The organism is Parafrankia colletiae, from assembly GCF_001854655.1.
GTDB classification, from domain to species: domain Bacteria; phylum Actinomycetota; class Actinomycetes; order Frankiales; family Frankiaceae; genus Parafrankia; species Parafrankia colletiae.
Genome location: NZ_MBLM01000002.1, coordinates 404,910 through 421,595, shown reverse-complemented (window position 1 = coordinate 421,595; position 16,686 = coordinate 404,910). Strand labels below are relative to the sequence as shown.

Annotated in this window: 16 protein-coding genes; 7 read left to right on the top strand and 9 right to left on the bottom strand. The window is 73.7% G+C overall.

Going from position 1 to position 16,686, the window contains the following annotated elements:
• Positions 1-131: 131 nt before the first annotated feature.
• From CC117_RS01850 to CC117_RS01830, 5 genes are all read right to left on the bottom strand, one after another.
• Positions 132-860: a sulfite exporter TauE/SafE family protein gene (locus CC117_RS01850; protein ID WP_071082062.1), complete on the bottom strand. Its 729-nt coding sequence runs from the start codon at positions 858-860 to the stop codon at positions 132-134.
• Between the two features lie 20 nt (positions 861-880).
• Positions 881-1,639, bottom strand: coding sequence for a TetR/AcrR family transcriptional regulator (locus tag CC117_RS01845; RefSeq protein WP_084131250.1), 759 nt, complete (start codon positions 1,637-1,639; stop codon positions 881-883).
• 101 nt (positions 1,640-1,740) lie between these two features.
• On the bottom strand, positions 1,741-2,841 hold the full coding sequence (locus tag CC117_RS01840) for a CaiB/BaiF CoA transferase family protein (protein WP_071082060.1): 1,101 nt from the start codon (positions 2,839-2,841) through the stop codon (positions 1,741-1,743).
• Positions 2,842-2,929: 88 nt separating this feature from the next.
• A complete protein-coding gene (locus CC117_RS01835; RefSeq protein WP_071081941.1) occupies positions 2,930-4,123 on the bottom strand; it encodes a thiolase family protein in 1,194 nt (397 codons plus the stop codon).
• 125 nt (positions 4,124-4,248) lie between these two features.
• Complete coding sequence (locus CC117_RS01830; protein ID WP_071081940.1) at positions 4,249-4,803, bottom strand: pyridoxamine 5'-phosphate oxidase family protein; 555 nt, start codon at positions 4,801-4,803, stop codon at positions 4,249-4,251.
• 61 nt (positions 4,804-4,864) lie between these two features.
• Here CC117_RS01830 and CC117_RS01825 point away from each other — a divergent pair, with 61 nt between their 5' ends.
• Positions 4,865-5,851 carry a helix-turn-helix transcriptional regulator gene (locus CC117_RS01825; RefSeq protein ID WP_071082059.1) on the top strand — a complete coding sequence of 329 codons (987 nt, stop codon included), beginning with the start codon at positions 4,865-4,867 and terminating at the stop codon, positions 5,849-5,851.
• 140 nt (positions 5,852-5,991) lie between these two features.
• On the opposite strand, the gene CC117_RS01820 is transcribed toward CC117_RS01825, so the two are convergent.
• Together CC117_RS01820 and CC117_RS01815 are read right to left on the bottom strand one after the other, a co-directional pair.
• Entirely contained in the window at positions 5,992-6,279 is a 288-nt protein-coding gene (locus tag CC117_RS01820; RefSeq protein WP_071082058.1) for an FDXHR family putative zinc-binding protein, read from the bottom strand.
• Between the two features lie 268 nt (positions 6,280-6,547).
• Positions 6,548-7,153, bottom strand: coding sequence for an NUDIX hydrolase (locus tag CC117_RS01815; RefSeq protein WP_071081939.1), 606 nt, complete (start codon positions 7,151-7,153; stop codon positions 6,548-6,550).
• Positions 7,154-7,721: 568 nt separating this feature from the next.
• Between CC117_RS01815 and CC117_RS01810 the strand changes: the two genes are divergently transcribed.
• The gene (locus CC117_RS01810; protein ID WP_241829730.1) at positions 7,722-9,458 is read left to right on the top strand and encodes a sensor histidine kinase; all 1,737 of its coding nucleotides are present in this window, start codon (positions 7,722-7,724) and stop codon (positions 9,456-9,458) included.
• A 124-nt stretch (positions 9,459-9,582) separates the two neighbouring features.
• Entirely contained in the window at positions 9,583-11,220 is a 1,638-nt protein-coding gene (locus CC117_RS01805) for an AAA family ATPase (RefSeq protein WP_071081938.1), read from the top strand.
• Between the two features lie 84 nt (positions 11,221-11,304).
• On the opposite strand, the gene CC117_RS01800 is transcribed toward CC117_RS01805, so the two are convergent.
• Positions 11,305-11,940, bottom strand: coding sequence for a response regulator (locus CC117_RS01800; protein ID WP_071081937.1), 636 nt, complete (start codon positions 11,938-11,940; stop codon positions 11,305-11,307).
• A gap of 208 nt (positions 11,941-12,148) precedes the next feature.
• On the opposite strand from CC117_RS01800, the gene CC117_RS01795 reads away from it, so the two are divergent.
• The 4 genes from CC117_RS01795 to CC117_RS01780 all read left to right on the top strand — a co-directional run bounded on the left by CC117_RS01795 (position 12,149) and on the right by CC117_RS01780 (position 15,721).
• The gene (locus CC117_RS01795; RefSeq protein WP_071081936.1) at positions 12,149-13,219 is read left to right on the top strand and encodes an Acg family FMN-binding oxidoreductase; all 1,071 of its coding nucleotides are present in this window, start codon (positions 12,149-12,151) and stop codon (positions 13,217-13,219) included.
• A 28-nt stretch (positions 13,220-13,247) separates the two neighbouring features.
• The gene (locus CC117_RS01790; protein WP_018640283.1) at positions 13,248-13,532 is read left to right on the top strand and encodes a GNAT family N-acetyltransferase; all 285 of its coding nucleotides are present in this window, start codon (positions 13,248-13,250) and stop codon (positions 13,530-13,532) included.
• A gap of 629 nt (positions 13,533-14,161) precedes the next feature.
• Positions 14,162-14,473, top strand: a complete 312-nt coding sequence (locus CC117_RS01785; RefSeq protein WP_071081935.1) for a hypothetical protein — start codon at positions 14,162-14,164, stop codon at positions 14,471-14,473.
• A 111-nt stretch (positions 14,474-14,584) separates the two neighbouring features.
• Positions 14,585-15,721: an RNA-guided endonuclease InsQ/TnpB family protein gene (locus CC117_RS01780; protein WP_407673451.1), complete on the top strand. Its 1,137-nt coding sequence runs from the start codon at positions 14,585-14,587 to the stop codon at positions 15,719-15,721.
• A gap of 182 nt (positions 15,722-15,903) precedes the next feature.
• Here CC117_RS01780 and CC117_RS01775 read toward each other — a convergent pair whose 3' ends face one another.
• Positions 15,904-16,683: a pirin family protein gene (locus CC117_RS01775; RefSeq protein WP_071081933.1), complete on the bottom strand. Its 780-nt coding sequence runs from the start codon at positions 16,681-16,683 to the stop codon at positions 15,904-15,906.
• Between the last annotated feature and the right edge of the window lie 3 nt (positions 16,684-16,686).

Sequence of the window (16,686 nt, the reverse complement as noted above, 5' to 3'; positions counted from 1 at the left end):
CTTTCGAAAGGGCATTTATCCGCTGAACCGGCGAATACCCGCATGTGCCGGCCTTAATCTTCTGGTGTGGATCTGGTCCGTGCGGGCCCCGCCACCTGCCGTCCGGAGCTCCGGTGGAACGTCCAGTCGGGTCAGCGGTAGGCGTCGAGGGCGAGCGAGGCCGCCAGGCCGACCGCCGCGGCCGCGATGATCCAGCGCATCAGCCTGGCCGGCAGCACGCGGACGATCCGGGGCCCGAGGGTGCCGCCGACCAGCAGGCCGGCGGCGAGGGGGGCCGCGGCGTCCCAGGCGACCGAGCCCATCAGGGTGAACAGGGCGGCGGCCACGGCGTTCGAGAAGCCCGATGCGACGTTCTTCACCGCGTTCACCCGTGCCAGCGGCTCCGGGATCATCACCGCCATCACGGCCAGCAGCGCGACGCCCGCGCCGGCACCGAAGTAGCCGGTGTAGATCGCGACCGCGAAGACCGCGGCCAGCGGCAGCGGGCTGGGTGAGGACGCCGCCCCGCCCGACGCCGGCACGATCCGCGGCGACAGCAGCAGGAGCGCGGCCGCGGCGACGATCAGCCAGGGCACGACCAGTTCGAAGGTGCGGCCCGGGGTCGTCAGCAGCAGGACCGCGCCGACCGCCCCGCCGACGAGTGTCGCCGCGCCGAAACGGGCCACCCGCCCGCTCTGGCCGACGAGCTCGGGCCGCGAGCCGACCGCGGCGCCGACGGCGACGAACAGCAGCGCGGCGGAGTTCGTCATGTTCGCGGTCCGCGGCTCCAGGCCGACGGCGAGCAGCGCGGGATAGGAGACGAGGGAGGCGAGACCTGCGACCGTGCTGATGATTCCGGCGAGGACGCCGGCGCCGACCAGTAGCAGGACCTCTGCCGAGCTCAGCGACCCACCGAACCCACCGAACCCACCGAACCCACCGAACCCACCGAACCTGCCGCGCCGACGGTGCGCAGTGCGATGTCGACGTAGCGGGCGGCGATCTGCGCGGGTGTGAGCTCGCCGGACGGCTTGTACCAGCCCGCGACGGCCTGGCACATGCCCAGCAAAGCCCGGGCGGTGTCCCGCGGGCTGGCGACCGCCATCTGGCCGCGGGCGGCGCCGTCCTCCACGATGTCCAGCAGCAGGCTCTCCAGCCGCTTGCGCAGCGCCGCGTAGCGACGGCGGTTCGGCGGCTCCAGGTAGCGCAGCTCGGTGTCGAGGTAGGCCAGGTCGAAGCGGTTCGACATGAACAGGACGACCGCCTCGATCAGCCGGGTCAGCCGGGGCACCGGGCCGTCGTCGGCCTCGGCGACGGCGGCACAGGCGCGCCCGTGCACCTCGGCGATCGTGATCTCGAGGAGCGCGACGAGGATGCCCTGCTTGTTCTCGTAGTGGTAGTACAGCGCGGGCACCGTCACCCCGGCCCGCCGGGCGATGTCGCGGACGGTGGTGCCGTGGTAGCCGTGCTCGTGAAAGGCGGCCAGCGCGCCGGTGAGAATGGGGTGCAGGTCGAGCGGGTCATAGCTGCGCCAGTCCGTCGGGACCATGCCCACGAGCTCGGCACCCGCGGCCTCGGCCGCACCGAGCCCCGCCCGGGCCTGCCCGGCAGCCCGCGGAGGCCCCGTGAGCTCCGGATTCGCGCTCAGGCCAGCCCCCATGCTGTGATCTTCCGCCCGTCAGACGTACCGGTACGGCCGGGCGGCCCAGGGCCGACCAGCCCGGCCCGGCGGCGCAGGCAGGGGAGCCGGGGTGCGTGGGTTCACGGCGCGGTGGACCATTCGGCCAGGACGGCGCCGGCGTCGCTGAAGGCCGCGGGGCCGGGCAGCGGCGTGCCGCTGCGGGAGAACCGCGGTGCCGGAGCGGCCTGCGGCACCCCGTCGGCGTCGACGATCGCGCCCCGGGCGGCCAGATGCGGGTGCTCGCCGGCCTCGGAGAGGGTGAGCACCGGGGTGACGCAGGCGTCGGTTCCGTCGAACAACGCCGCCCACTCGTCGCGGGTGCGTGCGGCGAAAGCGGCCGTGAAGGCCTCCCGCAGCACCGGCCAGCCGGCCGGGTCGAACTGGTCGGGCAGGTCCGCCTCGGCCAGGCCCAGGCCTTTCAGGAGCTGGGCGTAGAACTGCGGCTCCAGCGGCCCCACGGCCACATGGCGGCCGTCGGAGCAGGTGTAGGTGTCATAGAAAGGTCGGCTGCCGTCGAGCAGGTTGGTGCCGCGCTCGTCGGTCCAGGGGCCGTAGCCGTGCCAGTCACCCATGCCGCGCCAGGCGAACATCATCTGCAGCAGGACGCTGGTGCCGTCCACGATCGCCGCGTCGATGACCTGCCCCTGGCCGGACCGTTCCCGCTCCAGCAGCGCGGAGAGGATCCCCACCAGCAGGAACATCGATCCGCCGCCGTAGTCGCCGACGAGGTTCAGCGGCGGGGGCGGTCGCTCGTCCGCGCTGCCCATGGCGTGCAGCGCACCGGTCAGCGAGATGTAGTTGATGTCGTGCCCGGCGCGGCGGGCCAACGGGCCCGTCTGGCCCCATCCGGTCATCCGGGCGTAGACCAGACGGGGGTTGCGGCCCAGGCACTCGTCGGGGCCGAGCCCGAGCCGCTCGGCGACGCCGGGCCGGTAGCCCTCGATGAGGACGTCGGCCCGCGCGATCAGGTCCAGGGCTCGGGCGAGCCCGTCCGGGTCGCGCAGGTCGATCTCCAGCAGGCGCCGGCCGCGCAGCAGCCAGTCGTCCGGCCCGTCTCCGAGCTTCGGCCGCTGGATCCGCACGACATCCGCGCCGAGGTCGGCGAGGATCATCGCTCCGTGCGGGCCGGGGCCGATGCCCGCGAGCTCGACGACACGCAGCCCGCTGAGCGGACCGGTCACACTGCCCTCCTTGTTCAGCGCTGTTCGATGGTTCAGCGCCATGCGATGGTGTTCAGCGCCGTGCGATGGTGCGGATCCGTGCGATGGCTCAGAGCCGCTCGATGATGGTGGCGTTGGCCATGCCGCCACCCTCGCACATCGTCTGCAGGCCGAAGCGTCCGCCGGTGGCCTCGAGGTGGTTGACGAGCGTGGCCATCAGCTTCACCCCGGAACCGCCGAGCGGGTGGCCCAGCGCGATCGCGCCACCGCGCGGGTTGAGCTTCGCCGGGTCGGCGTCCAGCTCCTTCGCCCAGAACAGCGGCACAGACGCGAACGCCTCGTTGACCTCGTAGGCGTCGATGTCGTCGATCTTCAGGCCGGTGCGCGCGAGGATCTTGCGCGTCGCCGGCGCCGGGGCGGTCAGCATGTACAGCGGGTCGTCGCCGGCCAGGGAGAAGGCGTGGAAACGGGCCCGCGGACGCAGCCCCAGCTCCGAGGCCTTCGACTCGCTCATGATCAGCGCGGCGGACGCCCCGTCGGTCAGCGGCGAGGAGTTGCCCGGGGTGATGTGCCAGCCGATCTGCGGGAACCGCTGCGCGAACTGCTCGGTGTGGAAGGACGGCTTCAGCCCGGCCAGGCCCTGCGGCGTGGTTGACGGGCGGACGGTCTCGTCGGTGGTGTGGACGATCGTGCTGCCGTCCGGCGCGAGGACCTCGATCGGGATGATCTCGTTGTCGAAGCCACCCGCCGCGGCGGTCGCCGCCGCAAGCTGGTGCGACCGGGCGGAGAACTCGTCGAGCTCCTCGCGGCTCAGCTTCCACTTCGCCGCGATCAGTTCGGCGCCGACACCCTGGTTGGCCAGGCCCTCGGGGTAGCGGGCGCGGACACCCGGCCCGGTAGCGTCCCGACCGACCGCGGCGAACCGCATCGGTACCCGGCTCATCGACTCGACGCCGCAGGCGATCGCCACGTCGTAGGCGCCGGCGATGACGCCCTGGGCGGCGAAGTGCATCGCCTGCTGGCTCGATCCGCACTGCCGGTCGATGGTCGTTCCCGGCACGGACTCCGGGTAGCCGGCGGAGAGCACGGCGTTGCGGGCGATGTTCGCTGTCTGCTCGCCCGCCTGGCTGACACATCCGGCGATCACGTCGTCGATGATCGCCGGGTCGAAGTCGTTGCGGCTGACGAGAGCCTTCAGCGTCGCCGCGAGGAGCTCCACGGGGTGCGTCTCGGACAGCGCACCGCCCGGCTTGCCTCGACCGGACGCGGTACGCACGACGTCGACGATGACTGCGTTCTCCATGGCACTCCCTCACCGGACGCCAACACGGAACTTTTCTAGCGCTCGCTCAGCAGAAACGTATGAGCGGCCCGTCGCAGGGTCAAGAAATGCCACCGGCGCCGTGGACGTCCCGTCTGGGCGGGTTGTCAGGTCGCGGCCGGCGTAGCCGGCGCGGCCGGCTCCTCCCGGGCGGGCGCGTCGTCGTTGCCGCGGCGCAGGACCCGCAGGCCACGACCGTCCGGCCGCCAGAGCTCCAGCACCATCTCCTCGCCCTCGACCCGCACCCGGACGGCTTCGGTGAGCTCGACGCGGAAAAGGTCGAACGGCGTCGGAGGATCCACCTCCTCGACGAACCGGCGCCGGACGTCCGGATCGTCGACCAGCAGGGCTCGGCCGGCGACCCGTGCGTCGCCGCCGTGCATGTCGGTGCCCGGACCGGGATTCGCGTGCAGCGCGAACCGCGGGTCGCGGATCAGGTCGGCCGACTTCCGTGCGCCCGGCATGCCGCCGAGCCAGAGCTCGCCCAGGGAGAAGATCGCCTCGATGCCGCTTGCCCGCGGTGAGCCGTCCGCCCGCACGGTCGCGAGGATGTGGTGGCGGAAGGCGGTGAACCGCTCGCCCAGACCGCGGGCGAAGGTCGGCTCGGCCGCCTCGAACGTGCTCCAGGATGTCGGGGTCGGAGTGTTCCCGGTCGTCGTCATGGGCCCAGCCTCGCCGCTGACCCTGACATCTTCCGTCAGGGTCAGCGGCTACGTTCGCCAGGTGCGCTCCAGTCGCCTGATGGCACTCCTGCTCCATCTGCAGGCCCACGGCGGGGCGACGGCCACCGACCTCGCCGCCCGGTTCGAGGTGTCCGTCCGCACGGTGCGGCGTGACGTCGCCGCCCTGGCCGCGGCCGGGGTGCCGGTGTGGTCGGAGCCGGGGCCGCGCGGCGGGATCCGGCTCGTCGCGGGGTGGCGCACCCGGCTGGACGGCCTGACCGGCGACGAGGCGTCCGCGCTGCTGCTCGCCGGCGCCGGCGGTGACGCCCTCGCCGGGCTGGGCCTCGACGCGGTCGCCGCGGCCGCCCAGAGCAAGGTGCTGGCCACCCTCCCGCCGGAGCTTCGGTCCCGGGCGGGGCGGGTCCAGGAGCGGTTCCACCTCGACGCCCCCGGCTGGTTCACCGGTGCGGACGAGGCGCCGTGGCTGGCGGTGGTCGCGGGCGCTGTCTGGTCCGGGTACCGGCTGGACCTCCGGTACGGACGGCCCGACCGGGTGGTGGAGCGTCGGGTCGACCCGCTCGGCCTCGTCCTCAAGGCGGGTGTCTGGTACCTCGTCGCCCGCCACGGCGACGACATCCGCAGCTACCGGGTCGCCCGGATCGGCGCGGCCAGCGCCGGCGAGGGGCCGTCCGACCGCTTCACCCGGCCTGACGGTTTTCACCTGGCGCGCTGGTGGGCGGCGTCGAACGAGGACTTCGCCCGCTCGCTGCTGCGCTGGCCGGCGCGGCTGGCGCTGTCACCGCGCGGGATGCGGATCCTCCCGCAGGTGCTCGAGCCGCTGGCCGCCCGGCGGGCGCTGGCGGCGGCCGGCGAGCCGGACGCCGACGGCTGGCGTGAGGCGGAGGTGTGGTTCGAGGGGCCGCAGGTCGCCGAGTCCCAGCTCTGGGCATTCGGCCCCCATGTTCGCGTGCTCGCCCCGGATTCCCTGCGGGCCGCCCTCGCCGCGGCGGCCCGTCGGACCGCGGCCCTGAACGCGCCGGACGACTGATTTCCGCGCCCGCCGGAAGGCGGCGACAATGGCGTCACCCATGCCCACGGAACCGGTGGGCATTGCACCCGTCCGGGGGCTCGGTCGAGACGAGGGGCTTGCGGTGTTCGCAATCCTGCCGGTGACGCGTCGCGCCGCGGTCAGGCAGGTCGGACGAACGGGGCGTTCGCGATCTGCCGCGGGATGGTGAGCAGGCGGCCCGGGGCCCGCTCGTCCGGGCGGCGCCAGTAGCCGCCGTCCGCGCAGAGGCCCGCGTCCCCGGGGGGCAGGCAGTGCCCGCTGTCCCGGTGGGCGTCGAAGCCGGCGCACCCGACGAAGGTCTCATGGCAGGTTGGGCAGTGCGCCGCGGTGAGCGCCGTCCAACGTACATCGCAGCGACCGCATCCGATGAGGGTCGGGCGGTCATAGTCGATGTCGCGGCCGGGCAAGAGCCGCCCCCCCTCGTTGTTCACGGACGAATCCGCGTTCCGACGGACCGGTCGCCGTCGAGCCGATTCTTTACGCCTGCTGCCAGGTCCGGGCCGTATATGCGGCATCGACCGTAACGATTTCACTGGCCGGTCCACCATACGGGGCGCCTGGGAGGGCACCTTTCCGTAGCTGTTTCGCTCATGGTGCGTATGGGCGAACTGTACGTGTGCGACCGGCGCTCCGCCGATGCCGGGGTCGGCGGAGCGCGCGGCGCCGCCGGTGGGGTCAGCGGGCGCGCAGCGCCGGCAACGGGGAGAGGCCGCCGGGCGACGGTGGCCGGACGGGGTTCCAGCCGGGCTCGGAATAGGACTCGGTCCGCTGCCAGCAGGCGAGGACGGCCTGGTCCAGCGGGTCCAGCCCGGTGGGGAGATCACCGAGTGGCCGCCAGTGCTCCCGGGCGCCGTCCGCGTGCCTTTCGGCCGGCTGCGGCGGAACGCACGTCGGTGGAAGGAAGTACAGCGAGACCTGCTCGCCGCCGCCGAGCTGGTGATGCGCCGCATGCGCCAGCATCAGCTCCGACTCGTTCACCCTGATCCCGGCCACCTCGGCGGCCAGCCGCAGCGCCGTCTCGCGGGCCGGTTCCCCCAGCCGCAGCGCCGCGCCGGGCAGCCGCCAGGCCTGCGTGGGTCGCTCCGGCGGGCCGGTGCTGCCGGGAGTACGCGGATACCCGGCGGTGGTCGGGGCTCCGGTGCCGGTCGGGGCCCGGCCGCCGGGGCGGGTACCGGTACCGCTCCCGGGCCCGGGCTCGCCGGTGGTGAGCAGTACGGCGTCATCCCGGATGATGATCAGCCGCAGGTCGACGGGGAGGCAGTGCGAGCGAGACGGATACAAGGCCGCCTACCGGCGGGGCCCGGGCCGTGCGGCGGCACGGCGGGCCGGGTGGCGATCAGGGGACAACGCTTCCTCCAGGTCGATCGGCGCCGTCACGGTTCGGCCCGACGACAGATCATCACGGGTTCGCCGTGCACGTGCAAGCGCACGGTCGCGCCGCCGTGAGTGGTGCCGCTGTCGCCGGGGGTGCCGGAAGGCCCGAGGAAACGGTCCCTGTGGTCCCTGTCTCGGTATCCCGGGGGCGGCGGTGATGACCAGCGACTCCACCGGCCGCCGGGAGCCGGGTCCTGTCCGCGGGCGCGTCGGAGTGGCCGCGGGAGTGCCGCGGGCCTGTGCGGAGTGCGGTGATCGCGCGCTGATGTTCGATAGCGTCTGGACCATGGACCCGTGGCCCGAGCGTGCGGGCGGTGATCATCGTGGTGGCGGCGGCGCCGGCCCTGTAGCCGGTTCCGGAGCCGCCCCTGGCGCCGCCGCGGCCGGGCTCGGTGAGGGCTCCGGCGGCGGGCCGCCGGAGCCGCGGAGCAGTCCACCGTCCGCGGAGCTTCTGGACGGACAAGAGGACAGGGGGATGATCGAGAGTGCGAAGCTCCTGGACGTCCCGGATCTGCTCGGCGACGTCGCCGCGCCCCGGCCCGGGCGTCTCGAACTGGACGAGCTGATGGCGCAGCTGGTCGAACGCGCCCACGAGGTGATGACCACGCAGGGCCGGCTGAGGGGCCTGCTGCGGGCGCACCGTGCGGTGGCCGCCGACCTGAGCCTGGAGGTCGTGCTGCGGCGGATCGCCGAAGCCGCCTGCGAGCTCGTCGACGCGCGCTACGGTGCCCTCGGTGTGATCGCCCGGGACGGCCGGCTGGAACAGTTCATCCACGTCGGCATGGACGCCGACCTGGTCCGCGACATCGGCCACCTGCCCCGGGGCGACGGCGTGCTCGGGCTGCTGACAGCCGAGCCCCGGCCCGTGCGGCTCGACGACATCGCCGCACACGGCCACGCTGTCGGCTTCCCTTCGGGGCATCCGCCGATGCGCACCTTCCTCGGCGTCCCGATCAAGGTGCGCAGCGAGGTCTTCGGCAACCTCTACCTGACCGAGAAGCGCGGTGGGCGTCTCTTCACCGCGCAGGACGAGGAGCTGGTGCTGGCCCTGGCCGCCAGTGCCGGGGTGGCGATCGAGAACGCCCGCCTGTTCGGTGCCGCGCAGCGCCGGCAGCAGTGGCTGCAGGCGTCCGCGGACATCATGCGCCACCTGCTGGCGGACGGCGTCGAGCCGCTCTCCCTCATCGTCGCCCGGGCCCGTGAGGTCGCGGACGCCGAACTGGCCTGCGTCCTGCTGGCGGACGAGGTCAGCGGGGAGCTCCTGGTCGACGCCGCCGCCGCGGCCGACACCGCGGTCGCCGACGCCCTGATCGGCACCGCCGTCCCGTTCGCCGGAACCCTCGCCGGCCGGGCGGTCGCCCAGGGGCGGCCGCTGCTCGTCGACGACGCGGCGACCGAGCCGGGCACCTCGGGCGTCGGCCCGGCCGCCACCGGCCCGCTCATGGTCATCCCGCTGGTGGGGGCGCAGGCTCGGACCGGCGCGGTGGTACTGGCCCGCGGCCCGGGCAGCCGGCCGTTCGCGGACAGTGACCTCGACATGGCGGCGACGTTCGCCGGGCACGTCCAGGTCGCTCTCAACCTGGCCACCTCCCGCGCCACCCGGGACCGGCTACTCGTCCTCGAGGACCGCGACCGCATCGCCCGTGACCTGCACGACCACGTCATGCAACGCCTCTACGCGGTCGCGCTCGGCCTGCAGGGCATGGCCGCGGCGGAGGACCGCCCGCAGTCGGCCGGGCGGCTCACCACCTACGTCGACGACCTCGACGCGACCATCCGGGAGATCCGCTCGACCGTGTTCGAGCTGCGTGGGCGGCGGACCGCCGGGGGCCCGGGCGTCCGTTCCCGCCTCGTCGAGATCGTCGAGGAGGTCGGCGAGGCGCTCGGGTTCAGCCCGCGGCTGCGGATCGACGGCCCGCTCGACACCCTCCTCGAGGGCGGTGTCGTCGACCATCTCCTCGCCGTCGTGCGGGAGAGCCTGTCCAACGTCGCCCGGCACGCGCGGGCCAGCGCGGTGGAGCTGTCGGTGTCGGTCCGGGACGGCCGGCTCCACGTCGAGGTCACCGACGACGGGGTGGGCCTGGGCGGCACCGGTCGGCGCAGCGGCCTGCAGAACCTGCGCAGCCGGGCCGAGGAGCTCGGCGGGACGTTCGACATCGCCCCGGGGCCGGCCGGTGGGACCTGCCTGCGCTGGTCGGTTCCCCTGAGCTGACCGGGCCGGACGACCGCTCTGCGGGGTCCGAAAGGCCCCCCGACCCGTGCCTGGGAGAGGCCTCCGCCGGGACGTCGGAGCGCCACGATGAGTACCTGGCGCCAGGCGTGCACGGGGAGGTGCGATGCCGGTCGAGCAGGTGACTGCGACGTCCGTTCCGGCGGATCTGTGGTTTCGGCCGCGCAGCGCGGGGCGGGTCATCGAGACCGGTACCGCGCTGCTCTACCTGGACGCCGATCGCGTCCTCAAGCGGCACCGGCCCGCAGGCCCGCCCGCCGGCCCGCCCGGCGTCCCCGCCACGGCGGGAGCCGAGGCGCCGGCGTTCCACGGCCGGCTGGCGCGGCTGGCTGCCTGCCGGGCCGAGGTGCGGCTGAACCAGCCGCTCGCACCGGGCGTCTACGCAGGCGTGGCGGACGTCGTGGACAGCAGAGGCGCCCTGTGCGACCACGCGGTGGTCATGCGGCGCCTGCCGGCCGGCCGGCAGCTGTCCGCGCTGGTCCGCGCCGGTGCCCCGCTGAACGAGCAGCTGCGGCACGTCGCCCGTGCCATCGCCTCGTTCCACGAGCGGTGCGCCCCGGCTGTCATCACCTCGGCCACCATCTGCCCGGCCATCGTCAGCCCCGRCATCGCCGCCCTCCCGCTCCCCGCCGCTGTGGGCGGCCCGAACGTGGTCGGGGCGTCGGCCGCGGTGGTGGGGCCGGGGGAGAGCGGAGCGGAGCGGCAGTGGCGGGAGGCGCTCGTCGCCGCACAGGCCCTGCGCGGCACCGTCCTCGACGCCGACCTGGTCGACGAGATCGGCCGGCTCGCCCAGGCCTACCTGGCCGGCCGGCGCGGGCTGCTGGCCCGGCGTGATCGTGGCGGATGGATCCGTGACGGCCACGGCGCCCTGCGGGCCGACACCGTCTACTGCCTCGACGACGGCCCGCGCATCCTGGGCCGTCCCGTCCGCGGCCGGCGTGCGGGGGACGTCCTGGCCGACATCGCCCTGCTCGCGGTGGACCTGGAGCGACTCGGTGCTCCCGAGGACGCCGACACCCTCCTGCGCCGGTACCGCGAGTACGCCGGGGCGGCCCACCCCCGCTCGCTGGAGCACCTCCACCTGGCCTGTCGTGCCCTGCAGGAGGCGGCGGCGACGTACGCGGGCGACCCGCGCGAGGGGGAGCAGGCACGGCGGCTCGCCGACATCGCCTACCGGCATCTGCGCCGGGCCCGGGTGCGGCTGGTCCTGGTCGGTGGCCTGCCCGGCACCGGGAAGACGACGCTGGCCGGCCGGCTCGCCGCCGGTGACGAGGGCCGGGTGCTGCTGCGCTCCGACCTGGTGCGGGCAGGGCTGACTTCCGACGGCCCGGACGACGCCACGGAGTCGTACGTCTGGCCACTGGCGTCGGAGACCACGGCGCGGACCTACGAGCAGCTGCTGGCCCAGGCCCGCCGCGCGCTGGACGACGGCGAGACGGTGGTCATCGATGCCTCCTGGTCGGACGGGCGCCACCGGGCGGCGGCTGCCCGCCTCGCGCGGGACACCTCCGCGGAGCTGATCGAGCTGCGGTGCGTCACCTCGCCCGAGGTGGCGGCGGCGCGCCTGGTGCGCCGCGACGCGGCCGGTCGTCCGGGGGCGACCCAGGCAGACCAGGCCGGCGCGACGGCCGCCGTCCACCGGGCGATGAGTTCCTGGGCCGAGCCGTGGCCGACAGCGCGGGTGATCCAGACGGCGGTCCCGGAGGGCGAGGCGTTCCACGCCGCCGAGCGCTGCGTGGTCTGAGTGTCGGTGGTCTGAGTGTCGCCGCCGGCGCGTGGGCGGTCGGGCACGGTGCCGGCCGAGGAGGGCTGCCGCGCCGAGGAGGCCTCAGGAGTGGTGGCGGGTCACGTAGACGGCAGCCTGGGTGCGGCTGGTCAGGCCCAGCTTGTCCAGGATGGACGAGACGTAGTTCTTGACCGTCTTCTCGGAGAGCTGGACCCGCCCGGCGATCTGCCGGTTGGTCAGTCCCTCGGCGATCAGCAGGAGGATCTCCTGCTCCCGCCCGCCAAGCGCGCTCTGGGCCCGGTCGGCCCCGGAGCCCTCGCGCAGGCGGCGCAGCACCCGGTCGGTGACGGCGGGGTCCAGAAGCGAGCGCCCGGCGGCCACGGTGCGGACCGCGCCCACCAGATCCGTGCCCCGGATCTGCTTGAGCAGATAGCCCGCGGCCCCGGCCATGATCGACGCGAAGAGCGCGTCGTCGTCGTCGAACGAGGTGAGGATCAGGCAGCCGACCTCCGGGCAGGCCGCGCGGATGTCACGGCAGACGTCGATGCCGCTGCCGTCCTCCAGCCGGGCGTCGAGCACGGCGACGTCCGGGCGCAGGCGCGGCACCAGGCAGACCGCCTCCGCGCCGGTCGAGGCCTCGCCGACCACCTCGATCCCGCCGGCGTCGGCGAGCACCTCGCGTATCCCCCGACGCACGATCTCGTGATCGTCGAGGAGGAAGACACGGACCGTTTCCACTCCGGCAACGATAACCGCCGCGCATCGGCCCCGTGCTGGTGAAACGATGGTCGGCAGCAGCAGGGGGCGCCGATCCGTGCGTGCGCGCCTTCGCGCATGCGTGTCCTCCTCGGCGGAGGAGGATCCGGCGGACTCCGGGGTAGGGACCGGTCCGGGGGCATGCCAGCCGGAGCACCCGGCGAGAGGACTGACGGACAGGAGAGGGCCCATGGTCGACACCGCCGTACGCCTCACGGAGCAGGATGCCCGCGCGATCGTCGAACTGGCCGCGCTCGCGCCGTCCATCCACAACACCCAGCCCTGGCGGTGGCGGCTGGACGGCACCGGCCTGCACCTGTTCGCCGATCCCGAACGGCTGTTGCAGGTGGCCGACCACGAGGGGCGCCAACTGCTGATCAGCTGCGGCGCGGCGCTGGCCTTCGCCCGCTTCGCGGTGCGGTCCCGCGGCCTGGTGCCCGAGGTGACGTACGGGCCGCTCGAGGAGACCGGCCCGCCGACAGCCCGCGACCCGCTCGCCACGATCACGGTGACCGGCCGCCAGCCGGCGACCGCCGCCGAGAAGGACCCGGCGCAGGCCATCGCCGCGCGGCACACCGACCGGCGCCCGTTCCTGGCGGGGGAACGCGGCCGGCTCGGCCCGGACGACGTGTCCGCGCTGCGCCGCGCCGCCGAGACCGAGGCGGCCTGGGCCTGGTTCGTCGAGGACACGGACTCGCGGATCACGGCGTCGGTCCTGCTCTCCCGCGCCGACTGGCAGGAGACCCACGACCCCGCCTACGCCGAGGAGCTGCGGCGCTGGCGCCGCGACTCGCCCACCGCGGCGGACGGCCTGCCCACAGAGGTGGTCGGGGGTGTGGCGGAGTCCCGCCAGTCGGAGTTCGTGCTGCGCGACTTCGACGTGGCCCGCGGCGACACCTCCTCGGTGGCTCCGTCCCGCGGCACGCCAGCCGGCGGGGGAGCGGCGTCGGCGTCGGCGTCGGCGTCGGTCGAGCATCCGGTGCTCCTGGCCATCGGCACCGACAGCGACCGGCCCGTCGACCGGTTGCTCGGCGGGGCCGCCACCGGCAGGGTGCTCGTCACCGCGACCGAACGGGGCCTGGCAGCCTCGCCGCTCGGCCAGGTCCTGGACCTCCCCGCACTCCGCGAGCAGCTGCGTGCGTCCTTCGGCCTCGCCGGGCACGTGCAGATGCTGCTGCGGGTGGGCCGCCCCGATCCGGACCTGCCGCCACTGCCCGCAACCCCGCGCCGCCCCGTCGACGAGATCCTGGACGTCGCCTGAGCGCAGGCACGCGGGCCAGGATGACCCCATGGACGTAACTGTTGTCGACAACGCCGCCGCCCGCAGGTTCGAGGCCCGCACCCCGACCGGGGAGGTGGCGGGCTTCGCCGCCTACACCCGCTCGGACCGGGCGGTGACCTTCACCCACACCGTGGTCGAACCGGCCTTCGAGGGGACCGGGGTCGGCTCCGCGCTGGCCGCCGCCGCGCTGGCCGCGGTGCGCGCCGAGGGCCTCGCGGTCATCCCGCAGTGCCCGTTCATCCGCGCTTACATCGACCGCCACCCCGAATACGCGGACCTCGTGCAGCACTGACCAGGGTCGTGGGCTCCGCGGCGCGGGCGAGGGCCCGGCCCGGGTGACCACCCGACGCCGGGCGGCTGCCGCGGCCCGCTGGCCCGCGACGCAGACCGCGGGCCAGCGGCGCGCCGGCCAGCCCGAGCGCGGCGAGCGCAACCCCGAGGGAGTTCGTCCCGGCGAGCAGTACCCGCTCCGCCGGCGAGCGCTCCGCCTTACCACCCGCGCCTCCCCGGCCCGCGGCCGGGGCTGTGCGGTCGCCGTCCTGAAAAGCCGCTTCGACCCGGCCCACCGGACCAACCGGACCAACCGGACCAACCGGCCCACGGGTAGCGGAACCGGCGATGCTCGTGGAAGGGGCGGAGCCACCCACGCTGGTCGCGCCTGCGGCGCCGACAATTTCACGGCTGCCCGGGTCCAGAGGCCTGTCGCGGGGGCCCGGCAGCGGCCCGGCAGCCTGTCCGGGCGCGGGCGCGGGCGCGGGCGCGGGTGCGGGTGCGGGTGCGGGCGCGGGCGTGGAGCCGCTGGGCGTCGGCCGGCCGGCCGGCCCTGGGCGCGTGCCGGTCGGCTGGCCGTCCACACGGCCGGGGAGGCCGGCCAGATCCGGCGGTTCACGGTCGGGTTCCAGGTCGATGTGAAACGGATCGATGTCCACCTCGATGTCGATGTCCCCGACCAGATCCTCGGTGCCGAGCCCGACGACCAGCGCGTCCGCCGCACCGGCCGAGGCTGCCGTGCTGCCGGAGGACCTGGGCTCGGACGTCCCGGTCGCCGCGGCGGACACCGCCGGGGCGGACACCGCCGGGGCGACAAGGACAGACGTCATCGCCGACGTCAACATGGCCGAGGCGAGTGTTACCCGCACCTGTGATCCTTTCGGCTCCGCCGCACCGGCGGGCGGACTGCCGCGGGTCAGTGGCGGTGACCGGACGGCTCCGCGGGAGCGCGGAGCCGGGTGACCGTGAAATGTAGCGCGCAGGCCCCGTCCTTCAGGGCAGGGATAGCGCGTCAACTCCGATATCAGGGTGGCGGTGGATAGGTGTATTCTGCCGGTCGTGGGGAGTCGGGTGGTGAAGCGGGCGTATCGGTACCGTTTCTACCCGACCCCCGATCAGGTGGAACAGTTAGCGAAAACGTTTGGTTGTGTGCGTTACGTGTACAATCGGGCGTTGTCCGAGCGGCGCCGGGCGTGGGTTGGGAAACGGCGTCGGATCAGCCACGCCGAGACGGACAGGATGCTCACCGGGTGGAAACGCGATCCCGGGACGGCGTGGCTCGCCGAGCCGTCGAAGGGCCCGTTGCAGGCGACGTTGCGGCATCTGCAGGCGGCGTTCGTGAACTTCTGGGAGAAACGGGACGGCCCCCCGTCGTTCAAGAAGAAAGGCAGGGCGCTTGACGCGGCGACCTGTTTCCGTAACTGCTTTTCTTTCCGTGACGGGCAGGTAAGACTGGCCAAGCAGGAGCAGCCGTTGGACGTCGTCTGGTCGCGTCCCCTGCCGGAGGGGGCTGTGCCGTCGCAGGTGACGGTGTCGCGCGACGCCCGCGGCCAGTACCACGTCTCGATCCTGGTCGAGGAGACCGTCGCCGGCCTGCCGGTGTCGTCGGGGCAGGTCGGGATCGACGCGGGGATCACGTCACTGGTCACCTTCTCCACCGGGGAGAAGGTGACCAACCCTCGGCATGAGAAGGCCGACCGGGCCCGGCTCGCCCGCGCCCAGCGGGTACTGTCCCGCAAGGAGAAGAGTTCGGCGAACCGGGCGAAGGCCCGCGCCCGGGTGTCGAGGATCCATGGTCGGATCGCGGACCGGCGGCGCGATCATCTGCACAGGCTGTCCACGAGGATCATCCGTGAGAACCAAACGGTGGTCATCGAGGACCTGTCTGTGCGTTCCATGGTCCGCAACCACTCACTGGCGCGCGCGATTTCCGATGCGTCCTGGTCGGAGCTGCGGCGGATGCTGGAGTACAAGGCCGACTGGTATGGCCGCACCGTCATCGCGATCGACCGGTTCTATCCGTCGTCCAAGACCTGTTCGGTGTGCGGGTCGAGGGTGGGGAAGCTGCCGCTCGACGTCCGGGAATGGGCCTGCCATCGCTGTGGCACGGTCCACGATCGGGACGTGAACGCGGCGACGAACATTCTGGCCGCGGGGCTCGCGGTTGCTGCCTGTGGAGAGGGAGTGAGACCACCTCGCTCCCAGGAGTGAGAGGCGTCCGTTGGTGAAGCAGGAACCTGTGTCGCGAGGTACAGGAATCTTCGGCCTTCAGGCCGGAGAGGATGTCAATGGGACGGCAGTCTGCGACTCCACGTGCCCGCGGGCAACGCTCCACGCCGCCACCGCCACCACCGGCGGCTCCGCGGAGCAGCGGGCGGTGACGGACGGCCGCCTCAGGCGGAAACGGCCAGGCCGGCGTGCATCTCCCAGGCCAGCACCTCGGCCGGCTCGACGGCGGTGACCCGCTGGCCGCCGACCGCGGTGAACCGCACCGCGTCCCCCTCCCGCAGGGGGCCGRCCCCTTCCAGCGCGACCTCGCCGCGGGCGACGAAAAGGTGCAGGTAAGGCGCGTCGGGGAGCTCCACGCTCTGCCCCGGCGTGAGCCGGGCGACGTGCAGCGCCGCGTGCCGGTTCCTGATCCGGATGGCGGTGGCGCCGTCGTGCCGGTCCATCCCGGAAGCGACGGTGACGAGTCCGCCGCGGAGCAGTTCGTGGTCGATCTCGAGCTGCTCGTACCCCGGGTCGATGCCCTGCTCGTCGGGGAGGACCCACATCTGGACGAAGTGCACCGGCTCGTCGTGCGGGTCGCCGCCGCCCGCGAGCCGCCAGGCGTCGTTCTTCTCGGAGTGCAGGATGCCCCGCCCGGCACTCATCCGCTGCGCGAGACCCGGATAGATCACCCCGGAGGTCCCGGTCGAGTCCTGGTGGACCAGCGAGCCCTGCAGAACCCAGGTGACGATCTCCATGTCGGTGTGCGGGTGGGTCTCGAAGCCCGTTCCGGCGCGGACGTTGTCGTCGTTGTTGACCAGCAGCAGCCCGTGATGGGTGTTCGACGGGTCGTAGTGATGGCCGAACGAGAACGAGTGCTTGGAGTCGAGCCAGTGCAGCCTCGTCTTCGCCCGGTCGTCCGCACGGCGGATGTCGACCTGCGGCCTCGTTGTCGCGCCGGCCATGGC

What these genes read in the sequence shown, in the direction of transcription:
- CC117_RS01830 (WP_071081940.1), bottom strand. Translation starts at nt 4,803, where the DNA reads ATGACGACGACCGGGAACACTCCGACCCCGACATCCTGGAGCACGTTC.
- CC117_RS01795 (WP_071081936.1), top strand. Translation starts at nt 12,149, where the DNA reads ATGGTCGACACCGCCGTACGCCTCACGGAGCAGGATGCCCGCGCGATC.
- CC117_RS01790 (WP_018640283.1), top strand. Translation starts at nt 13,248, where the DNA reads ATGGACGTAACTGTTGTCGACAACGCCGCCGCCCGCAGGTTCGAGGCC.
- CC117_RS01835 (WP_071081941.1), bottom strand. Translation starts at nt 4,123, where the DNA reads ATGGAGAACGCAGTCATCGTCGACGTCGTGCGTACCGCGTCCGGTCGA.
- CC117_RS01810 (WP_241829730.1), top strand. Translation starts at nt 7,722, where the DNA reads ATGATCGAGAGTGCGAAGCTCCTGGACGTCCCGGATCTGCTCGGCGAC.
- CC117_RS01845 (WP_084131250.1), bottom strand. Translation starts at nt 1,639, where the DNA reads ATGGGGGCTGGCCTGAGCGCGAATCCGGAGCTCACGGGGCCTCCGCGG.
- CC117_RS01785 (WP_071081935.1), top strand. Translation starts at nt 14,162, where the DNA reads ATGTCCACCTCGATGTCGATGTCCCCGACCAGATCCTCGGTGCCGAGC.